General features: G+C 36.1%; 18 protein-coding genes. 15 read left to right on the top strand and 3 right to left on the bottom strand.

The annotated features are described in order from the left end of the window. The first annotated feature begins 2 nt into the window (after positions 1–2). The 6 genes from B176_RS20370 to B176_RS0114175 all read left to right on the top strand — a co-directional run bounded on the left by B176_RS20370 (position 3) and on the right by B176_RS0114175 (position 6,695). On the top strand, positions 3–968 hold the full coding sequence (locus B176_RS20370; protein WP_017259493.1) for a DUF4271 domain-containing protein: 966 nt from the start codon (positions 3–5) through the stop codon (positions 966–968). Between the two features lie 5 nt (positions 969–973). Beyond that, positions 974–1,741, top strand: coding sequence for a uroporphyrinogen-III synthase (locus tag B176_RS0114195; RefSeq protein ID WP_017259492.1), 768 nt, complete (start codon positions 974–976; stop codon positions 1,739–1,741). A gap of 277 nt (positions 1,742–2,018) precedes the next feature. Continuing rightward, positions 2,019–3,353, top strand: a complete 1,335-nt coding sequence (porK, locus tag B176_RS0114190; protein ID WP_026063356.1) for a T9SS ring complex lipoprotein PorK/GldK — start codon at positions 2,019–2,021, stop codon at positions 3,351–3,353. Between the two features lie 58 nt (positions 3,354–3,411). Next, positions 3,412–4,218: a type IX secretion system motor protein PorL/GldL gene (porL, locus tag B176_RS0114185; protein WP_017259490.1), complete on the top strand. Its 807-nt coding sequence runs from the start codon at positions 3,412–3,414 to the stop codon at positions 4,216–4,218. Positions 4,219–4,261: 43 nt separating this feature from the next. Beyond that, the gene (gene porM / locus B176_RS0114180; RefSeq protein WP_017259489.1) at positions 4,262–5,791 is read left to right on the top strand and encodes a type IX secretion system motor protein PorM/GldM; all 1,530 of its coding nucleotides are present in this window, start codon (positions 4,262–4,264) and stop codon (positions 5,789–5,791) included. 1 nt (position 5,792) lies between these two features. Next, positions 5,793–6,695 carry a hypothetical protein gene (locus B176_RS0114175; RefSeq protein WP_017259488.1) on the top strand — a complete coding sequence of 301 codons (903 nt, stop codon included), beginning with the start codon at positions 5,793–5,795 and terminating at the stop codon, positions 6,693–6,695. Positions 6,696–6,730: 35 nt separating this feature from the next. Here the strand turns inward: B176_RS0114175 and uvrC are convergent, their stop codons facing one another. From uvrC to porW, 3 genes are read right to left on the bottom strand one after another with little or no spacing between them, the layout of a single operon-like run. After that, positions 6,731–8,578, bottom strand: a complete 1,848-nt coding sequence (gene uvrC, locus B176_RS0114170; RefSeq protein WP_017259487.1) for an excinuclease ABC subunit UvrC — start codon at positions 8,576–8,578, stop codon at positions 6,731–6,733. Positions 8,579–8,596: 18 nt separating this feature from the next. Further along, positions 8,597–10,843, bottom strand: a complete 2,247-nt coding sequence (locus B176_RS0114165) for a penicillin-binding protein 1A (protein ID WP_017259486.1) — start codon at positions 10,841–10,843, stop codon at positions 8,597–8,599. Next, a complete protein-coding gene (gene porW / locus B176_RS0114160) occupies positions 10,843–13,716 on the bottom strand; it encodes a type IX secretion system periplasmic lipoprotein PorW/SprE (RefSeq protein WP_456238396.1) in 2,874 nt (957 codons plus the stop codon). The genes B176_RS0114165 and porW overlap by 1 nt, the downstream gene beginning before the upstream one ends. A 100-nt stretch (positions 13,717–13,816) precedes the next feature. On the opposite strand from porW, the gene B176_RS0114155 reads away from it, so the two are divergent. From B176_RS0114155 to atpG, 9 genes are all read left to right on the top strand, one after another. Next, positions 13,817–14,686, top strand: coding sequence for a M23 family metallopeptidase (locus tag B176_RS0114155; RefSeq protein WP_017259484.1), 870 nt, complete (start codon positions 13,817–13,819; stop codon positions 14,684–14,686). 11 nt (positions 14,687–14,697) lie between these two features. Then, positions 14,698–15,138: a bactofilin family protein gene (locus tag B176_RS0114150; RefSeq protein WP_017259483.1), complete on the top strand. Its 441-nt coding sequence runs from the start codon at positions 14,698–14,700 to the stop codon at positions 15,136–15,138. Next, positions 15,092–15,316, top strand: coding sequence for an AtpZ/AtpI family protein (locus B176_RS0114145; protein ID WP_026063354.1), 225 nt, complete (start codon positions 15,092–15,094; stop codon positions 15,314–15,316). The genes B176_RS0114150 and B176_RS0114145 overlap by 47 nt, the downstream gene beginning before the upstream one ends. A gap of 410 nt (positions 15,317–15,726) precedes the next feature. Then, positions 15,727–16,833: a F0F1 ATP synthase subunit A gene (gene atpB, locus B176_RS0114135; protein ID WP_017259480.1), complete on the top strand. Its 1,107-nt coding sequence runs from the start codon at positions 15,727–15,729 to the stop codon at positions 16,831–16,833. A gap of 117 nt (positions 16,834–16,950) precedes the next feature. After that, entirely contained in the window at positions 16,951–17,169 is a 219-nt protein-coding gene (gene atpE / locus B176_RS0114130) for an ATP synthase F0 subunit C (RefSeq protein ID WP_017259479.1), read from the top strand. 81 nt (positions 17,170–17,250) lie between these two features. Beyond that, complete coding sequence (locus B176_RS0114125) at positions 17,251–17,745, top strand: F0F1 ATP synthase subunit B (protein ID WP_017259478.1); 495 nt, start codon at positions 17,251–17,253, stop codon at positions 17,743–17,745. An 80-nt stretch (positions 17,746–17,825) separates the two neighbouring features. Then, positions 17,826–18,374, top strand: a complete 549-nt coding sequence (gene atpH, locus B176_RS0114120) for an ATP synthase F1 subunit delta (RefSeq protein WP_017259477.1) — start codon at positions 17,826–17,828, stop codon at positions 18,372–18,374. 75 nt (positions 18,375–18,449) lie between these two features. Beyond that, positions 18,450–20,024 (top strand): F0F1 ATP synthase subunit alpha, encoded by a 1,575-nt coding sequence (gene atpA / locus B176_RS0114115; RefSeq protein WP_017259476.1) that lies wholly within the window; start codon positions 18,450–18,452, stop codon positions 20,022–20,024. A 79-nt stretch (positions 20,025–20,103) separates the two neighbouring features. Next, positions 20,104–20,988 (top strand): ATP synthase F1 subunit gamma, encoded by an 885-nt coding sequence (atpG, locus tag B176_RS0114110; protein WP_017259475.1) that lies wholly within the window; start codon positions 20,104–20,106, stop codon positions 20,986–20,988. The last annotated feature ends 132 nt before the right edge of the window (positions 20,989–21,120 follow it).

Here is a 21,120-nt window from a genome sequence, read left to right as displayed (position 1 = left end):
TTATGAAGCAAGTTGTTTTGGTTTTGTGTTTGTTATTGATGAGCTTTTCGGGTTTTGCCCTGCAAGACTCCGTTCAAAATATGGATACAACAGCTAAAGTAATTTACAAACCAAGTATCATCATAGATTCAGCAGCTTTAGCCCGAAAAAACTTTGTTAAAGATTCGCTCACCTGGCAATTTTTAAATCCAAATCCTAATCGCCCAAACCCGTATGTAGAAAAGCTTTTGAAAGACAATTTAACAACAGACCCTTATCTGTTGAGTTTACCTAAAAACTTTAAGATTGTAAAGAATTCTTACGGTGTGGGTAACCACCTAAACAAGTACCCACAATGGTTTTTGTTTGCAGTGCTAGTGCTTTTAACAATGTTTGGTGTAGTTAGGCTGGTTTTTGCTAAAGAGATTGCGAATTTATTTAGGGCCTTTTTTGATAATAGAATTTTAAGCCAGATAGATAAAGAAGACAATGTGCTTATCACTTGGCAGTTTGTGTTTCTTTACCTGATTTTTTCTTTTACGGTTGGGTTATTTATATGCTTGTTATTGTATAAAACAGCCGCTTCAGATGTAGCTACAGATTTTAACTCATTCTTAATCATCTCTTTTGCAGCATTTGTTTTTTTTGGATTAAAAATATTCGCTATAAAGTTTATCGGTTTTTTATTTGAGATTCAAAAACTCACCAGATCTTACCTAAATATACTTTACCTAGGATATATTAATTCATTATTCCTTTTATTGCCGGCTATTTTTATTCTAACATTTATAGGTGCAAATCATGGTAATATTGTGATTTGGGCTTTTATATTACTCTTCACCGTCTTAATAGGTGCTCAGCTACTCAGATTGTTGTTTAAAATTTTATTAAATCACCAATTGTCAAAATTTTATTTATTTCTGTATCTTTGCACTCTTGAAATTTGTCCGATATTATTGTTTGTGAAAACAATTAATATTAGTTTATAGTGTTAATGAAATTTAATTTGGAAGAGAGAAAAGTTAAGGTTAAAAGTGTATTAGTTACCTTACCAGAACCAGAGGGTGAAAAGTCTCCGTATTATGATTTAGCATCATCTTTAAACTTAAAGATTGATTTTAGATCTTTTATACATGTGGAAGGTGTAGCAGGAAAGGATATCAGAAAAGATAAGATTAACTTGGCTGATTTCAGCGCTGTTATTTTAACAAGTAGAACCGCGGCCGACCATTACTTTAGGGTTTGCGAAGAAATGCGTTTTGATGTACCTGCAGATATGAAATATTTCTGCTTGTCAGAATCTATTGCTTTATATCTTCAAAAGTACATTCAGTACCGTAAACGAAAAATATTTTTTGGAAAACAGACTGCAAAAGATTTGGCAGAGGTTTTAAAAAAGCATACGGCAGAAAAGTTTTTATACCCATGTTCTGATGTTGCTGCGGAGGCTACCGAAACTTTCTTGAAAGCGCAAGGAATAGATTTTACCCCTGCTGTACTCTTTAAAACCGTAGTTTCAGATCTGTCTGATTTGGCAGATGTGTTTTATGATGTTATTGTATTCTTTAGTCCGTCTAGCGTACAATCTCTTTACACCAATTTTCCACAGTTTAAACAGAACAATACCAGAATAGCTGCATTTGGCAAAACCACGCAACAGGCTATTATTGATGCAGGATTAATTTTGGATATTCCGGCCCCAACACCAGAGGCTCCTTCCATGACAATGGCGATAGAACAGTACATAAAATCATTAAAATAGGTGTTTTATAACGATATTTATTTAAGCGACTTAAAAAAATAGTCGCTTTTTTTTTGAAACCTTATGAAACTGACTGCGTAATAAGGAGAAAATAAAAGCTTTGAAATACCTATTACTTGGTATTTGAACAAGCTTTTTAAGATTTTAACTTTGAAACGAAGAGATTACAGAACGTCTGATTTTGATAAAAAAAAATAATTTATTTGAAAATGTTGAATTTCTGTATATTAGGAACGTTTTTTTACACAAGAAAAACACAATAAAACTTGAAGAGCACATGAGAAATTTATTCATATCAGGACTGATATTGATTAGTATTGCCCTGTTTAGTTGCGGTAAAGGAGACGGAAGGGGCGAATTAGTTGGTGTAAAGTCAAAAACAGTTAGGCAAGAGCTACCATATGGCATGGTTTACATCCCTGCAGGTACCTTCATCATGGGTCAGGTAGATCAAGATGTTACCATATCACAATTTCCACAAAATAAACAAGTTACAATTTCCGCATTCTACATGGATGAAACTGAAATTTCAAACAGCGAGTACAAGCAGTTTGTGAATTGGGTTAGAGATTCAATTGCTTTTAATTTAGTAGGCAAGCCAAAAAAATACTTGTTAAAAAGTAAAGGCGGTAAAGAAAGTCCTTATATCAACTGGAAAGCAATGAGTTCAGGGAAAGGTATGTGGGGAGATAAAACTTTAAAGGATAAGTTAGACCAAGCGATGTATTATTCTGGTACTGCTAAGTTTTTTAATAAAAAGGAACTTAAAGTAGAGCAGCTTAAGTATGATTACGCTTGGATAGATTATAAAAAGGCAGCCGCTTACAGAGGGTTAAGAGATCCAAACTTAACTAAAGGTGCACCAACAGTAGAAAGAGACGAGTTTATTGTAAAAGAAGAAGCTTACATTTATCCAGATACTTTGGTTTGGATATCGGATTTTACCTACGCACAAAATGATCCAATGGCGAAAGGTTATTTTTCTCATCCATCATTCTCTAACTATCCTGTAGTTGGTGTAACTTGGGAGCAAGCAAAAGCTTTCACCGTTTGGAGATCGAGACTGAACGAGTCTTACAAAAACTCAAAGCAGTTACCTGCTAGGTTAGATTACGACCTACCAACCGAAGCAGAGTTCGAATATGCAGCTAGAGGCGGACGTGTGGCAACAAGTTACCCTTGGGGCGGTCCTTACATCAGAAATGCAAAAGGATGCTTGTTGGCTAACTTTAAGCCTGGTAGAGGTAATTATATTGATGACGGTGGAGCTTTTACAGTTTATGTTAAATCATATTTTCCTAACGATTACGGTTTGTACAACATGGCTGGTAACGTTGCGGAGTGGACAAGCTCTATCTATAGTGATGCAGCGTCGGCTTATGTAAGTACAATTAACCCATCTTTTAATAAAGCAGTGCAAAAGGGAGATCCAGATTACAACAAGAAAAGAGTTGTTAAGGGCGGTTCTTGGAAAGATATTGGTTACTTTCTGCAAAACTCTGCTAAATCTTATGAATATCCAGATTCGGCAAGATCTTCCATTGGTTTTAGATGTGTTACTCCTTTCTTAGGTAGAGACATCAAAGACAAGCCAAGCAAGATGAAGCCATAATCTCAACCTAAAAACTTATAAACCAAAATAAAGCAATCTAAATCCAAACTCTTATAAAATGGCAAGCAAAAAAAGATCTATTATCACATTAGACGCAATTATATCTTGGGGGGCAACAGTAGTAATTATTGGCGCTATGGCAAAAATACTTCACTGGCCAGGTGGCGAATTAATTATTGGTGTGGGGTTAGCTACAGAAGCAGTTCTCTTTTTTATTATGGGATTTGTACCACCACATAAAGATCCGAAATGGGAAAAAGTATATCCACAGCTTTCAGAAGAATTTAGTGGCAACGCAATTGACATGTCTAAACCTGTAAAACTAAACGAACTTGAAATTAAAGGTTCGGCTGGTGGTGGCGCAGGGTTACCAGATTTACAGTTAGGTGATGATGCAATAGCCAAAATTAAGGCTGGTTTAGATAATTTTACCAATAAAGTTGGAGCAATATCTAATGCAGCAGATGCTTCTATAGCAACTCAAGATTTTGTTGCGAATATAAAAACAGCAGCTAATAAGGTAAATGGTTTAGGTGTAGCATTTGATCATGCTACGGCAGGCGTTGCAACCATTGCAACCGCAACAGAAGGCGCAAAAGAATACAACACCCAAATCAATAATTTGGGTAAAAATATTTCTGCATTAAATGCAGTGTATGAATTAGAGCTTCAAGATTCAAGTGCACATTTGAAATCAATGAATAAGTTTTATTCAAACCTTTCTCAAACCATGTCTAACTTTAATGATTCTATGGATGATTCTAAGCAATTCAAGGACGAAGTTTCAAAACTTTCTAAAAACTTGTCGAGCTTAAACGCAGTTTATGGCAATATGCTTTCTGCGATGAATCAACCACGAGCATAATCATTAATTTTTTAATTTAAAAAAACGCTTTAAGAATTAAGATATGGCAGGCGGTAAGGAAACCCCAAGGCAGAAGATGATTGGTATTATGTACCTGGTGTTAATGGCAATGTTAGCATTAAACGTAAGTAATACCGTATTGGATGCCTTTAAAACAGTAAGAGACGGTTTAGAAAAGAGTAATGAGAATATGAACGATCGTTTAAAGTTCATTATGACGCTTTTTAAAAACTATTATGATAATGCACCTAAAAAGGCAGAAGAAAATTATAACAAAGCATTAGAAGCTAAAAAAGTAGGTGACGGTTTAGTTGCCGAGATTGAAAAAGTTAAGCAGGAGTTGATTACCATGACTGATGGCTTACTAGAGAACGGCGATTTAAAAAAACGTGATGATTTAGGCATTTCTCACAAAGAATTGGTAGAGAAGAAAAAAGGAGATGTATTGCAAAAGAAAATTGAAGAAGCCTCTAAAAAGATGGCGGCTTTAATTGGACAAACTCCAAAAGGAATTGGTTTAGAGCTGGAATGGCCAAAGATTAATCCAAGTACAAAAACTGCTCAGAGCTGGGCTAATTACAATTTTGGAGAAGGCAAGCCTTTAACCTCCACAATTACATTACTATCTAAGTTTCAGAACGATGCGAAAAATGCTGAGGCTTATGTAATTAATAAATTGTATCAAGAAACCACAGGTGGTGGAGTAGTAGATTCATATAAAGCTGTAGCGGTAGCGAAAAGTAGCTACATTTTGGCCGGTCAAACGTACGAAGCTGATGTGTTTTTAACAGCAGGAAGTTCAAGTATTCCAATTACTGCCACTGTGAATGGTTCAGCCCTTCCTAATATAGATGGTAGGGGTAAATATAAAGCTGGAAGTTCAAAAGAAGGTGTTTATAAATGGACTGGTACGGTTTCTTTTAAAGATCCAACTACAGGACAAATAAAGTCATTTACTACAGATCCTATTGAATATCAGGTTGCAAAGCCATCTGCGGTAGTTTCACCTGATAAAATGAACGTATTTTACAAAGGTGTTTCAAACCCAGTTTCAGTTTCGGCGCCCGGTATCGCTAAAGAAAAACTTAAAGTGAGTATTTCTACGGGTTCTATAAGTGGATCAAACGGAAATTACACGGTAAAAGTTAGTGGTGGAACCGAAGCAACAGTTACAGTTTCTGCGGAAATTGAGAAAGGGAAATCACAGGTTTTAGGGGCAACAAAGTTTAGAATTAAAGAAGTACCAGATCCAATTGCAACTTTTGCAGATAAAGCATCCGGACAGATTTCATCCGCTACGGCTAGATCAACAAGCCGTTTAGAAGCAGAACTAAGAAACTTTGATTTTGATTTAAAGTTTAGGGTAGTTAGTTTCAATTTGTTTATTACCAGACCCAGACAGGATCCTTTATTTTACCAATCAAAAGAAGGAACTTTTAGTGGGGCAATAAAACAGAACATGAGCAGTTTAAATCCTGGTGATATGTTAAGCTTCCAAAGTATAGTGGTTGCGGGAGAAGACGGTACAACAAGAACCCTTGAAGGGGCAGTAAGTATTTCAGTAGGTAGATAACATGAAAAAATTAAGCATCATCTCGTTATTAGTATGCGTTACTTTTAATCTTTTTGCACAAAAAGATTCTGATAAACCTAAAGTAATGCCTATTTATTCAATCTTTCAAAAGGCTGAAGCGGTAAAGGCAGATAGAGAAAAAGAGTTAGGAAAGGAACCTGTAAATTGTGCTCCTGAGTTGCCAAGGGTAAAAAGTGACGACGTTATTTTTGCTAAAAGGTTAACCAGAGATATTTATTTTGCAGATCCAACTAACAGGTATCTTACACCTGTTGATACCAATAGAAACTTTTTAACGGTTTTATTGAGAGGTATATCTGAACAAAAGGTTGAAGCTTATCAATCATGGAATCCAAGTACAGGTAGGGTAGAAGAATTAATTGATTACAATACTTTGTTAACTAAAACAGACGCTTCGGCGGGTTTAGGTTATCCATTGCAGTTTTCTGATCAGGAATTATTAGCTAAATGTGGTTTAAGAATTGTTGAAGATTGGTATTTTGATACCAATCGTTCGGAGTTTAAGTCGTTCATCATAGCTATTGGGTTGATAGTGCCAAGCAGTGCGGCAAGTTCTGCAAGTGTACCAAAACTAAAAGACCCCAATGTAAAACTTGGAGAAGCTGGTGCTGATATGGTTGGTCTGTTTTACGTGAATTATCCTACCATTAGAAATTACATCTGTAAATTCAATGTTTATCATCCAAACGAAAAAATCAGATACACTTTTGATGATGTATTTCAGTTGAGATATTTTTCAAGCTTAATTATTGAAGAATCAAACCCAGATGGGTATAAGCTGGCTACCAGACCAGATTTAAAATCAGGTTTGGATAAATTGCTGGAAGCGGATAGGATTAAGAAATCGCTGATTCAGTACGAGCAAGATATGTGGGAGCAATAATCCACTTCTCGGTACATTAATAAAAAAAGCTCTTCCTATTGGGAAGAGCTTTTTTGTTGGAAAAAACTAAGCAGTGATTTTGTTTGCTTGGTATTAATTACCTGTAACAGTTCCGCTTCGTTAGCTTCCCTGATCTTTTTAACGGATTTAAAATGTCTCAATAGGTTTTGAGCAGAGGTTTTACCTATTCCTTCAATCAACTCTAATTCGGTTTTAAGCGTTCCCTGGTCTCTTTTCTTTCGGTGGAAGGTGATTCCAAAACGGTGGGCCTCGTCACGCAATTGCTGAATGATTCTTAACGTTTCCGATTTTTTATCGAGGTATAGTGGATATTGATCGCCAGGATAATAAAGTTCTTCTAAGCGTTTTGCAATCCCAATGATGGCTACTTTATTGTAAATGCCTAAAGTTTTCAAACTTTTAACTGCAGAGGAGAGTTGGCCTTTACCACCATCAATTATAATGAGTTGAGGTAGTGGTTCATTTTCTTCTAACAGTCTTTTGTAACGTCTATAAACAGCCTCTTCCATAGTGGCAAAATCGTTTGGGCCTTCTACTGTTTTTACGTTAAAATGCCTATAATCTTTTTTCGACGGTTTAGCATCCTTAAAAACCACAATTGCCGATACCGGATAATCTCCTTGGAAGTTGGAGTTGTCAAAACATTCAATATGCCGAGGAAGATCGTTTAAACGTAAATCTTTTTGCATCAGCGCAAGCAAACGGTCTGTTCTAAATTCTGGATTCAGTTTTTCATATTGATCTATCTTATCCTTTTTAAAGAATAGCACATTCTTTTGTGATAGCTCTAAAAGCTTTTTCTTCTCACCTTGCTTTGGAACGGTAAACTTTACGTTTTCATCTTCCAGTTCCATTTCAAACGGAACGATGATTTCTTTAGATGTACTTTGAAACTTTGTGCGAAACTCAGAAATAGCGATAGAAAGCAGTTCTTCATCAGACTCGTCAAGCTTCTTTTTAAGTTCTATGGTTTGCGTTTGGATAATTGTGCCATGCATTACTTTTAAATAGTTTACAAAGCTTATTTTATCGTCAGACGCGATGCTAAAAACATCAACCTCGGTAATGGAAGAATTTACAATGGTAGATTTACTTTGGTAGCGCTCCAATAAATCGTATTTTGATTGTAAGCGGTGCGCTTCTTCAAAATGTAATTGACTTGCTTCATCGGTAACTTGTGCTTTTAAATCTTTGAGTACATTCCCAATTTTACCGCTCAAGATATCTTTGATCTCTTCGATATAGTGGTTATAACTTTCTTCTGACTGGTAAGCTTCGCAAGGTCCTTTGCAATTACCTATCTGATACTCTAAACATACTTTAAACTTCCCTGCTTTAATGTTTGTTTGGTGTAACGCAAGGTTGCAGGTCCGTAAAGGGTAAGTATCTTTAATGAGGTCTAAAATATGGTGCATCATACTTACAGAAGGGTAAGGACCAAAATATTTACTGCCATCTTTAATCAGTCTCCGCGTAGAAAAAATACGTGGAAAAGGTTCGTTTTTGATAACAATCCAAGGATAAGTCTTGTCATCCTTCAGCATTACATTGTATTTTGGTTGATGTTTTTTTATTAAGCTGTTTTCTAACAGCCAAGCATCAATCTCCGTATCTACAATGGTAAACGTTAGGCTTCTGATTTTGCTTACCAGTACTTTGGTCTTTGCGTTTACTTTATAGTTGTCGTTATTAAAGTACGATGCAACCCTGTTCCTTAAATCTTTAGCCTTACCAATATAAATCAGTTCACCAACGGCATCGTAATATTGGTACACGCCGGGTTTGTGAGGAACATTTTTTAAAGCCGATTTATAATCAAACATGTAAGCAAAAATAAAAAAACCACCTTTTGGGTGGTTCATTAAAATGTAATGAATCTGTTAAAAACCTAGTCTTTCATCTGGATTTGCTCCGGTTTCGCCAGGTTTTTGCGTTTCTTGATTTTGATATTGCCCGCAATCCAACGTGATGCTAACGCCGTTTTTTGGTTGTGGAAAATCTATGTTTTTTTTGATGCCCAAAGATTCGTCGGCATAAACTTTTTTCAAAAATAAAGCAAAAACAGGAAGTGCGGTGTTTGCACCTTCTCCAAGGTTTGTTGTTCTAAAATGTATTGCTCTATCTTCGCAACCTGTCCAAACGCCACCTACTAATTTAGGCGTAATTCCCATAAACCATCCATCCGAGTTATCGTTAGTAGTTCCCGTTTTACCACCAATTGGGTTGGTTAATCCGTATTTGTATCGCAATCTAACACCAGTTCCTTGTTCTACTACACCTTTCAGCATATATGTCATTACGTAAGCGGTTTGCTCATTTAATGCTTGTACAACTTTTGGTTTGCGCTCATATAGTGTGTTCCCGTTTTTATCCTCAATTCGGGTAAGGTATATAGGTTCTGTCCAAACTCCGTGGTTAACAAATGCGCTATAAGCACCCACCATATCATACACGGAAGCTTCAAAAGAACCCAGAGCAATGGAAGGGTAGGGCGGAATGTCTGACGTAATTCCCATTCTTTTGATCAAAGTAGCAACCGCGGTTGGACCAACTTGTTGCATTACCCAAGCAGTAATATAGTTTTGAGATTTTGCCAATGCTTTTCTTAACGTTAAATAACCTGGGATTGAGCCATAGGCTCTAGGTGTCCAAGGTTCTCCGTAACCAGTTACGGTGTACGGAACGTTGTCAACTTGGTAGCATGGAGAATAGCCATTGTCGATTCCTACGGCATAAGTAAATGGTTTTGCTGTTGAGCCAACTTGGCGAGTTCCCATTTTTACTTGGTCGTATTTAAAATGCTCGTAATCGATTCCTCCTACCCAAGCTCTAACTTCTCCGTTTTCCGGATCCATTGCCATCATAGAGTTTCTCAAAAACATTTTATAGTATTTTATAGAATCTATTGGGGTCATTGTGGTATCTATATTTCCTTTCCAGCTGAAAATTTGCATTTTCACCGGTTTTTTAAAATCAGCATTGATCTCCTCATCCGATTTCCCTTCCTCTTTCAGCACCGCATATCTATCAGAACGTCTCATCCCTTGTTTAATCAGGTTTTCGTTTCCTTTAAAAGCATCTCTCCCTTTCCAATGACTGTTAAATTGCGCCTGTAATTCTTTCATATACTCTTTTTGAGCTTGCTCGGCGTAAAGCTGCATTTTGGAGTCAATGGTGGTGTAAATTTTCAAACCATCCCTATCTAAGTCATAAGTGCTACCATCTGCTTTGGTAATAGAAAGTTGGGTAAAAGTCTTTTGTATATCCTGTTTAAGTATCGTCCTAAAATATGTTGCCAAGCCTTCATTATGGTTGGTTGGTCTAAAATGCAGCTCCAAACCTTTCTCTTTAGCAGATTGGTAAACATCTACCGAGATATAATCTGCATCGTACATTTTACTTAGAATTAGGTTTCTTCTGCCTAAAGACCGATCTGGATTTCTAGTTGGGGAGTAAAGTGTAACGCCTTTTAAAATACCAATTAAGGTTGCGGCTTGTGGGGCACTTAATTTTGCTGGTGTAGTGTTAAAATAAGTACGAGCGGCAGCTTTGATACCATAAGAGTTGTTTCCAAAATCTACCGTGTTTAAATACATGGTAATTATCTCTTCTTTGGTGTAGTTACGCTCAAGTTTAATAGCGACAACCAATTCTCGTAATTTTTGGGGAATTCTTTTGAAAAATGATCTAGCCCGACCTTCATCAGAAAAAAGGTTGAGTGCCAATTGTTGCGTTATGGTACTTCCACCTTGTTTTTTACCAATGAAATTATACAGAAAGATAGTGAATGTTCTTTTAAAATCAATTCCAGAATGATCTTTAAAACGCTCGTCTTCGGTAGAAATTAAAGCATTGATTACATTGGGTGATATATCCTTATAAGTGATATTTGAACGATTTTGAACAAAATAATTTCCTAGCTCGGCTTTGTCTGAAGTGTAAATTACAGAAGCCTGATTACTTTTTGGATTTTCTAAGTCTCTAAAAGAAGGTAATTCGCCAAACAGCCCAAAGGCGGTTGCAACAAATACCAGCGCAATAAAAGCAAGAACCCCGAGAATGGTTTTCCAGAATATTTTGTTGTACTTGGCAATATCAGCCTTGGTTAAAATTGTTTTGTCTTGCATTATTTGTTAGGAGTAATAGCTTTTAAATATTGATCTATAGATTTTTTATCGGTCAAAAGCATTAAGTTTTCTTCCGACACTACAAACTGTCTGTACTGCGTGGTTTGTCCTTCCATAATTTCGGGCAAATTTTTAGCCAGTTCATCAGACACGATATCTACTTGTTCTTTAGTATAGAAATTGCCGCTTATGATTACAAATTTTTCCGTTCCACCAACTATGCGAATCACCAATTTAACTTCAGAAGGGTCAAATTTAGAATAAAAATAGCGAGATAGCTTAGAAAATGGTTGCGCAATATTTTGTTTAGGGTCTGATATGTCTATAATGATTAAATGCCGCTGTCTTTCGTTTGTACTAAATGCAAGAGTTTTTGGTGCAATAGGCGCTGGCTCAGGTGTTTTTTCTACAATAGCTGGTTTTAAAACTTCTACAGTTTTACTGATTTCAGGTGATGGCGCTGGTAATTCTTCCGTTTTTATCGCGGGTTTTTCTACTATTACTTCTTTTTCAACCTTAGCAAGCTCTGGCTTGGGTACTACTATAGGTTTAGGCTCGGGCTTTTTAAGCGATTCCTTAATAATTTCTGGTTTAATAATTTTTGCTTCAACGGGCTCCTCTTTTATAGCGGGTGCAAAAACAAGTTGAGGTTGTTGATTATTGTATTCATTATCATCATGCGAAAGCAGGGCGGTAGGTCGCTGGTCAAAAACAGTTCTGTTTCTGGTGATAAAATCAATCTGATGCTTAGCAATTGGAACTACCTCGTTATTGTCCGGATAGCTTTTTACAATCTGATTTAGACTAGCTAAAAAAACAGGTGTTTTTTGAGTGTGCCCAATTGTTAATGCCTCTAAGTAAGCAAAGGTTGGCTCAATTTCTTTAAAGGTTGAATACCTAGGTTTTAAGGTATTTAACTTTGTTAAAACTTCGCGGTATTTTTTCGCGGTGTAAAGTTGGTAAACACCAGCATACTCGTCTTTCAGTGCATTTAACCCAAACTCTCTTTCCTTACCAAAATTAGGTTCGGCTATTGCTTTGGCGTAAACACTGTTTGGGTATTGCGTTAATATCTTTTGTTTAAAAATCGCTGATTGAGCCGGATTGGTCTCTGCTGACAATCGGTATAACTGGTAGTAAATATTTGCTAAATTTTTATCCTCGGGAAAGTTTTGGATAACAGCTTGAAAAGCTTCTGTTGCTTCTGCCTCGTCTTTCAAAATATCTTTATAGAACAGTGCAATTTCGTAAAGTGCTGTCGATATTTTTTCGTTAGCACTTTGCTTTGCTTGTAAAGTATAAGGAATAGTTCTAACCATTTTTGCTCTTATTGAATCTCTATTTTCACCCACAGATGAAGAACCATCGCTATTGTCCTCGTTCGGATTTTGGCCATTATCTGCAGACGCTAACATGTTTTCTGCGCTTACCCGCCAATTATCAGTTAAGGTTCTGTTTCCCCACCTGCGTTTAAACTCACTAAAACCTTGACCCATTGCAGCATCGTTATAGAAATAAAAAGTACCAGCTTTTTTATTTGCCGACGAATAATCGTTTATACTTACCAACTGCTCCGCTGTGTTGCTTTGTGTAGTTTTGATGTGTGATTTTTCGTTTTCTGCAAATATAGAATCCACTCTTGCGGTAATTTGATCTTCGCTTAACGTTGCTAAATACAAACTGTTTTTTTGGTTATCGATGATAGTTAAACGCTCTGCCAGATATTTTAAATTGTTTGCCTTTGTAGCGATGCTTGTATAATTAGGATAGTTTTTTGGAAGAAACTGTAAAGTACTGTCGTAATAAAGCTGTGATTTTGTATAATTTTTGAGTGTCTCAAAATTAAGCTCTGCTAATTTTAGATAAGTTAACCCTTTTTGTTTTGCAGTGCCAGGAACAGTATGTGCTGCGGTAACATAGAAATCCGTCGCTATGGAGTATTCCTTTTTTTCTTCGTAAGCTTTACCAATCTGATAATAGATCTGATCTTTCAGCTGTCGGTTTTTGTCTTCTTTCAACAGCTTTTTTAACGTGGCTATTTTATCAAAATCTTTACCGTCGGCACTTTCGCTAATTCTGATTTTTGATAAGTTGGCATTAAAGGCCATCTCAAAAGAGGTATTGCTTTTTGCAATCTTATCATAATTAGCTGTTGCGCTTTCTGTATCGCCATCGATTTCCTGCAACTGCGCCAAAATGTATCTCCATCTTGTTTTATCGTAGGTGTTTTTTGTATCGCCAACTGCATTTTTTAGATGGTTAATTGCACCTTTTACATCGTTTTTTATAATGGCTAACTTAGCTTGTGTTACTGCAACTTGGTCTCTTTGGTATTTATATTTTAAAGCGATGGCCATATCTAATACAGAGTCTGCTTCTGGTATCAGGTCTAAGGCAAAGTCGCTTTTAACTTGGCCTAAATATGCTTTTAATTTGTTCTTTTTTTCTTTGGTAAAGGTTTGCCCAACGTAGCTGTAATACTCAATAGCATTATAATAATCGCCTTTAAGGTATTCTGCATCAGCTAACAATAGGTAAGAATCATCTAACCAATTGCTTTCGTATTTTTCAATAGCTATCAGGTTTGCCCGCTTAATTACTTCATCCAGTTTTTCTGTCTCGTTTGCAGAAACATCTGGGTTTGGTAATGGAAAAATCTCTAGGAGTTGACTAAAATCTTCCTCTTGTGCATTTCTTATGGTGTTTTTGCTTTCTTCTAAAGCTTCTTTTGCATTAAAATAAATGTTGTAGTGTGCCGTTAAATTCTTCATAAATTTAACTTTTGGCTTGTCTTTTTTTGCTTTACAGCTCCATGCAAAAATACATACTGCTGATAAGGTTAATAGGTAAAGGTATTTATGGGATATTTTCAATGCGTTAATTTTGATGTTCGGATTTAATACGGACAAATTTATTTTATATTGCCAACTTTGAAGGAATAAAGATATTAATTAAGCAAAGAATATATAGACATTGGCGGGTAAAAGAAAAAAACTCATAGACAAACTTAAAGAAAGGTATAAATTAGTTATCCTTAACGATGATACATTCGAAGAAAAAGCTTCGTTTAACGCATCTCTTTGGTACTTAATTATCGGTAGCGCAACGTTTGCAATCCTGTTGATTATGTTAACAATTGTTACGGTTAAGTTTACGCCACTTAGAGAATATGTTTCTGGTGTTACAGATGCGAGTTCTAAAAAGGACATTATCGATACTTACGGTAAAGTAGATTCATTAGAGCAGTTGGCTAATGCAAATAGAGTTTATTTAAAAAACCTAAAAGATATTATTGAAGGAAAAACTCCCGATGCTGGCGAAACAAAACGCGATAAGGATATAAGCAAGGCCACAGACAGCATAAAACTGAACCAGAAAATATCTAAGGAAGAAAGAGAGTTAAGGAAGTTGATTGAGTCTGAGGGTAAATTTGATTTAAATGCAGATGATAAAACGGAGAAGTCAAGTATTGCTTCTTACACTTTTTTCAACCCTTTACGAGGTAGAATTACTGAAGAGTTTGATCCAAAGATTCAGCATTACGGAACTGATATTACCAGCAAAAAAAACGAAAACGTGAAGGCAACTTTGGATGGGACTGTGTTTTTTGCCAATTTTACATCAGAAACCGGTTATGTTATAGCAGTTCAGCACCGGAACAATTTGGTTTCAATTTATAAGCATTGCTCTGTGTTATTAAAAAAAGTTGGTAGTTTCGTAAGGGCGGGAGAGGTGATTGCTGTAGTTGGTAACAGTGGTGAATTTACAACAGGACCACATTTGCATTTCGAATTATGGTTTAACGGAACTGCTGTTAATCCAAAGAATTATATGACATTTTAAAATAAAAACAGATGTTTGGTAATAAAAAATTAGATAAGCTTAACGGCGAACAAAAAGCGGGATCTATAAATATTATAGGTGTGGGTACCGAAATTAGTGGTGATTTAATTACCAAAAGTGACGTTAGGATAGATGGAAAGATAGTGGGAGATGTAAAATCAAAAGCTAAAGTGGTAATTAGTGTAAGCGGAGAGGTTTTAGGTGATATTTTTTCAGAAAGCGCTGAAGTATCTGGGAAGGTTTCTGGAGATGTAACCACTACAGATTTGTTGTTCTTAAAAGCGACAGCCTATTTAAAAGGCGACGTTTTTTCGAATAAACTGGTTGTAGAGAACGGTGCAAATTTAATTGGGCAGTGCCAAACTGGTCTTACACAAACAAAATCTATATTAAAACCTGCTAACGATGGAACCGAAGAAAACCGACCAGAACGAAGAGAAGCAACCGCTTAATGCTTACGTAAAATATTCGAGCTTGGGTTTTCAAATGGTAGGCATTATTGGTGCTTTTACTTTTGCTGGCTATAAGTTAGATGAATACCAAAATAGCAGCATACCAATATATACAGCTATACTTAGCTTGGTTGGTGTTGCTATCTCATTATACTTCATTTTTAGAGGACTTAAATAAAATTCTTTGGACTTTCGTAAATTTTCATTGCTGTACGTTTTATTGATTTTAAGCGTAGCGCTAATTTTCTGGTCTGTTGATCGCTTTTTGCTTAACGGAACATTTTTAATTCCACACTTTTGGTTGGTTTATGGGTTTATGGCCGGAATTACTTTGTTGGTTTACGGGCTGTCTGTAGTCGGTTTAAAAATAGGAGGTGATCATCAAAGCTCTATTCTACTAGCTGCAATCGTTTTACGACTACTTTTAACCCTTAGTTTTATACTGTTTTATGTGGTTAAAGTGCGAGTGGACGCCGTTTTATTCCTCATCAACTTTTTTTCTATATATTTATTGTTTACAGTCTTTGAAATTTATTGTTTGTTGTGTAACTTGCGCCACCAAATTAAGAAGTAAAAAACACGTAATAAATGTATTTAAGCCACATTTTAAATTTTAAAAATCTCGCTAGCAGGGCATCCATCGCTCTTTTTCTCCTGTTTTTAACGTTTAATTCTTTTGCAATGCAAGAAATTGAGGCCGAAAAAACAATAATCGAGATTGAGGAAGGTCATGTATCACACGACGAGAAATTCGATCCAACGGTAACTATCTTGGAGCATATTGGTGACTCTCATGGATGGCACTTATGGGGGCACACTTCTATTCCTTTGCCAGTGATTTTGTTTACACCAAACGGTTTGGATGTTTTTTCTTCATCAAGATTATTTGACGAACACCATAATCCAGCTCCTTACAACTCAGGAAAAAACACTTACCTATTGGCCGAGAAGCATATTAAGATTCTTGGTGCAGATGGGCAGGTGAGCGAAGAGCTTTCTTCAGGAGTTTACGATTTTTCCATTACTAAAAACGTAGCTGCGCTGTTTATATCTATCATTGTCATTTTATTGATTTTCGTAAGCGTTGCAGGTGCTTACAAAAAGAGGGTAGGTAAAGCGCCTAAAGGTTTGCAGTCTTGGGTAGAGCCCATCATCATATTTGTACGTGACGATATTGCTCGTCCGAACATTGGTTATAAGTTTGAGAAATTTATGCCACTGTTGTTGACCATTTTCTTTTTTATCTGGATCAATAACTTATTAGGCTTGGTGCCAATTTTTCCTGGAAGTGCAAACGTAACAGGTAATATTGCGGTAACAATGGTGCTCTCTGCTGTTGTTTTGGTAGTAGTTAATTTGAACGGTAATAAATACTACTGGGCTCATATCTTTAAACCAGATGTTCCGTTTTGGTTATTACCAATAATGTGGATCGTGGAAATTATAGGGGTTTTCTCTAAGCCATTCGCATTAATGATTCGTTTGTTTGCAAACATTACTGCTGGGCACATTATCGTGTTGAGTTTAATATCACTGATCTTTATTTTTAAAACATTGGCTATGGCTCCTGTTTCTGTTGCATTCGTATTGTTTATGTATGTTTTAGAATTACTGGTAGCCTTTTTACAAGCCTTTATTTTTACGATGCTTACAGCCTTGTTCATTGGAACTGCTGTAGAAGAACATCACCATTAAAATAGAGTTAAGAGTCAAGAAAAAAGAGTAAAGATTAAAGACCAATTTGTAGTCTTGACTTTGCTCTCGAAAAGAGAAACATTTTGTTTAACAATCATATAATAAATTAAAATAGTTATGGTAGGTTCAATCGCTGCAATTGGTGCAGGTTTAGCAGTTATCGGTGCAGGTATCGGTATTGGTCAAATTGGTGGTAAAGCAATGGAAGGTATTGCTCGTCAGCCAGAGGCTGCTTCAAAAATTCAAACTGCTATGATCATCGCTGCGGCACTTGTTGAAGGTGTTGCTTTGTTTGGTGTAGTAGTAGCTCTTTTAGGTAATAACGTAGGAGCTTAAGAATTAACAAACCGAGAATTTAGCGATTGGCTAAATTCTCGGTTTTTAAAATGATTATTTAACAATAGCACATAAAATTTTATGGAATTAGTAACTCCTAGTATTGGCTTAGTATTCTGGACATTAGTATCATTTTTGATCCTCCTGATGCTATTGAAGAAATTAGCTTGGAAACCTGTTTTGGCTGCAATTCATGACCGTGAACGTTCAATTGAAGATGCTTTAAACAAAGCCGAACTTGCCCGAGCAGAAATGTCTCGTTTATCAACCGAAAACGAAGCATTGTTAAAAGAAGCAAGAGTTGAGCGTGACCAGATTCTAAAAGAAGCAAAGGAGTTAAAAGACCAGATTGTTGCCGAAGCTAAAAACGCTGCACAAACAGAAGGTGCTAAGTTGATCGAGAAAGCTAAAATCGAGATTAACAACCAAAAAATTGCTGCTTTAGACGAAGTTAAAAACCAAGTTGCCTCTCTATCTTTAGAGATTGCGGAAAAGGTTTTGCGTAAGCAGTTTGATGATAAACAAAAACAAGATGCTCTAGTAAGCGACTTGTTGAAAGATGTGAAATTGAACTAAGAAGTTAAAAGTATAAAGTTAAAAGTTAAAAGTAGGCTTAGCCTTTAAACTTTAAACCTTTAACTTTCAACTCTACAAATATGTCAGAAATAAAAGTAGCATCCAGATACGCAAAGTCTTTAATTGATTTAGCTTTAGAAAATAAAGTTCTAGAAGAAATTAAGGGTGATATGAGTCTTTTCGTAAATACCCTAAAAGCAAATACCGAACTGCAAGCAGTTGTTAAAAATCCGATCATTCCTTTAAGCAAAAAGAATGCGATTTTGATAGCTATTTTTGGTGAAAAAATAAATAAAATGACTGCTGCGTTTTTAAAGATAGTTGTTGATAAGGGAAGGGCGGGGATAATTTACGGCGTAGCAAAAGAATTTTTAGCAGAATACAACGAGTATAAAAACATCGTTACAGCTAAAGTAATTTCTGCTGTTGAGTTAACAGAAGCATCAAAAACGGAAATTATTAATAAAGTTAAAGCAGTAACCGGTGGAGATGTTAAGCTTGATACCGCTATAGATGCTAGTTTAATTGGCGGTTTTATATTAACTGTTGGCGATAAACAATACGATGCAAGTATAGCTAGTAGTTTAAGCAAATTAAAAAAGGATTTTGCCCAAAAAGTGATTGCCTAGTTTTAGCTGGTTTTAACCAGTAAAACAACCTTTACAGAAACAATAAAAAAAATAAAAAATCTTAAATAAAAAAAGATGGTAGAAGTAAGACCAGATGAAGTTTCGGCGATTTTACGTCAGCAATTATCAGGCTTTAAGTCAGAAACTGAATTAGAGGAAGTTGGTACCGTACTACAAGTTGGTGATGGTATTGCTCGTGTTTATGGTTTAACAAAGGTACAAGCTGGTGAGCTGGTTGAGTTTGAGTCAGGCTTACAAGGTATCGTTTTGAACTTAGAAGAAGATAACGTTGGGGTGGTTTTGTTAGGTCAGTCTGACGAGATTAAAGAAGGAGATACCATTAAGCGTACAAAACGTATTGCATCTATTAACGTAGGTGAAGGTATGTTAGGCCGTGTGGTAAATACTTTGGGTACTCCAATTGATGGTAAAGGTCCAATCGTTGGTCAAACTTACGAAATGCCTTTGGAGCGTAAAGCACCAGGTGTAATCTACCGTCAGCCAGTTACAGAACCATTACAAACTGGTATCAAAGCTATTGATGCAATGATTCCAATTGGACGTGGACAACGTGAGTTGGTTATTGGTGACCGCCAGACTGGTAAATCAGCAGTTTGTATTGATACTATCATCAACCAAAAAGAATTTTACGATGCAGGAAAACCTGTATTCTGTATATATGTTGCCATTGGGCAAAAAGCAAGTACTGTAGCTAACGTTGTTAAGGCGTTAGATGAAAATGGAGCAATGGCTTACACAGTTGTTGTTGCCGCTTCTGCTGCAGATCCAGCTCCAATGCAATTTTACGCTCCTTTCGCAGGTGCTGCAATTGGCGAGTTTTTCCGTGATACAGGAAGACCAGCTTTAATCGTTTATGATGATTTATCAAAACAAGCAGTTGCTTACCGCGAGGTTTCTTTATTATTAAAGCGTCCTCCAGGACGTGAGGCTTACCCAGGTGATGTTTTTTACCTACACAGCCGTTTATTAGAAAGAGCTGCAAAAATCAACCAGAATGATTCTATCGCTCAACTAATGAACGATTTGCCAGAATCTATTAGAGGTATTGTAAAAGGTGGTGGTTCTTTAACTGCATTGCCAATTATTGAAACTCAGGCTGGTGACGTTTCTGCATACATCCCAACCAACGTAATCTCGATTACTGATGGTCAGATTTTCTTAGAATCTAACTTGTTTAACGCAGGTGTTCGTCCGGCTATTAACGTAGGTATCTCCGTATCTCGTGTAGGTGGTAACGCTCAAATTAAATCAATGAAGAAAGTTGCTGGTACTTTAAAACTAGATCAGGCACAATACCGTGAATTGGAGGCTTTCTCTAAATTCGGATCTGATTTAGATGCTTCAACCAAATTGGTTTTAGATAAAGGTGCTAGAAACGTTGAAATTTTAAAGCAAGGTCAGTTTTCTCCAGTTTCTGTTGAAAAACAAGTAGCAATCATTTATGCAGGTGTTAAAAACCTAATGAGAAGTGTACCTGTCAATAAAATCAGAGAATTCGAATTAGAATACACTACACAATTAGAGCAACGTCACCCAGAAGTTTTAGCTGCCTTAAAAGCAGGTAAATTTGACGACAGCTTAACAAGTGTGTTAGAAAAAGTAGCAGCAGAATTATCAGCGAAATATTAATTAGGTAGCAAGACAAAAGTATCAAGTATCAAGACTGCATTCATCTTGATACTTGATACTAAATACTCGATACTATAAAATGGCAAATTTAAAAGAAGTAAGAATCAGAATAGCATCGGTAAGCTCTACACAGCAAATTACCAAAGCAATGAAAATGGTTTCGGCTGCTAAGTTAAAAAGAGCAACTAACGCCATTATACAATTGCGTCCCTATGCTAATAAGCTTAAGGAAATTTTGGCTAATCTTTCTGCTAGTTTAGAAGATGGAGTTTCTGTTTATACTCAAGAGCGTGAAGTTAAAAACGTTTTGGTTGTTGTAGTGACATCAAACCGTGGTTTGGCCGGCGCTTTTAATACCAACGTAATTAAAACTGCCAACAACCTTATTGCCGATAAGTATAACACTTTCCACCAGTCTGGAAATTTGAACATTATTGCGATTGGTAAAAAGGCACATGATTATTATGAGAAACGTAAGTACAACGTTATCGGAAACAATAATGAAGTATACGGCGCTTTAAATTTTGAGAATATCTCTACAATTACTGAAGCCATTATGCAAGGTTTTGTAGATGGTAAATACGATAAAGTTGAGGTGATTTACAATCAGTTTAAAAATGCAGCAATGCAGATTTTAACTACTGAGCAGTTATTGCCTGTACCTAAAGTTGCACAAACCGAAAACACATCTGCTAATCAAGTAGATTATATTTTGGAACCTTCTCAAAAAGAAATTGTTGAACAGTTGATCCCTAAAAACATCAAATTGCAATTATATAAAGCGGTTTTAGATTCTCATGCTTCAGAGCATGGCGCAAGAATGACAGCGATGGACAAAGCAACCGATAACGCTGGGGATCTATTAAAAAAATTAAAATTAGCTTATAACCAAGCCCGTCAAGCTGCAATTACTACAGAGCTTTCTGAGATTGTGAGTGGTGCTGCTGCATTATCTAACGGATAAGTTTTTTAAACTCAAAAGCGGAAGGCATTATGCTGAAAGCTAGAAAACCTCAATCATGAAAATGGTTGAGGTTTTTTTGTTTTTAATGAAAAACTAGAAAAAATTGCACAGATAGTATATCAAATTTTATGT

This window comes from Pedobacter arcticus A12, assembly GCF_000302595.1.
GTDB classification, from domain to species: domain Bacteria; phylum Bacteroidota; class Bacteroidia; order Sphingobacteriales; family Sphingobacteriaceae; genus Pseudopedobacter; species Pseudopedobacter arcticus.
The sequence above is the reverse complement of the archived record's forward strand: the minus strand, read 5'-3'. Positions and strand labels throughout refer to the sequence as shown.

Coding starts and splice junctions, on each gene's coding strand:
- B176_RS20370 (WP_017259493.1), top strand. CDS start 3: ATGAAGCAAGTTGTTTTGGTTTTGTGTTTGTTATTGATGAGCTTTTCG.
- B176_RS0114195 (WP_017259492.1), top strand. CDS start 974: ATGAAATTTAATTTGGAAGAGAGAAAAGTTAAGGTTAAAAGTGTATTA.
- porK (WP_026063356.1), top strand. CDS start 2,019: ATGAGAAATTTATTCATATCAGGACTGATATTGATTAGTATTGCCCTG.
- porL (WP_017259490.1), top strand. CDS start 3,412: ATGGCAAGCAAAAAAAGATCTATTATCACATTAGACGCAATTATATCT.
- porM (WP_017259489.1), top strand. CDS start 4,262: ATGGCAGGCGGTAAGGAAACCCCAAGGCAGAAGATGATTGGTATTATG.
- B176_RS0114175 (WP_017259488.1), top strand. CDS start 5,793: ATGAAAAAATTAAGCATCATCTCGTTATTAGTATGCGTTACTTTTAAT.
- uvrC (WP_017259487.1), bottom strand. CDS start 8,578: ATGAACCACCCAAAAGGTGGTTTTTTTATTTTTGCTTACATGTTTGAT.
- B176_RS0114165 (WP_017259486.1), bottom strand. CDS start 10,843: ATGCAAGACAAAACAATTTTAACCAAGGCTGATATTGCCAAGTACAAC.
- B176_RS0114150 (WP_017259483.1), top strand. CDS start 14,698: ATGTTTGGTAATAAAAAATTAGATAAGCTTAACGGCGAACAAAAAGCG.
- B176_RS0114145 (WP_026063354.1), top strand. CDS start 15,092: ATGGAACCGAAGAAAACCGACCAGAACGAAGAGAAGCAACCGCTTAAT.
- atpB (WP_017259480.1), top strand. CDS start 15,727: ATGTATTTAAGCCACATTTTAAATTTTAAAAATCTCGCTAGCAGGGCA.
- atpE (WP_017259479.1), top strand. CDS start 16,951: ATGGTAGGTTCAATCGCTGCAATTGGTGCAGGTTTAGCAGTTATCGGT.
- B176_RS0114125 (WP_017259478.1), top strand. CDS start 17,251: ATGGAATTAGTAACTCCTAGTATTGGCTTAGTATTCTGGACATTAGTA.
- atpH (WP_017259477.1), top strand. CDS start 17,826: ATGTCAGAAATAAAAGTAGCATCCAGATACGCAAAGTCTTTAATTGAT.
- atpA (WP_017259476.1), top strand. CDS start 18,450: ATGGTAGAAGTAAGACCAGATGAAGTTTCGGCGATTTTACGTCAGCAA.
- atpG (WP_017259475.1), top strand. CDS start 20,104: ATGGCAAATTTAAAAGAAGTAAGAATCAGAATAGCATCGGTAAGCTCT.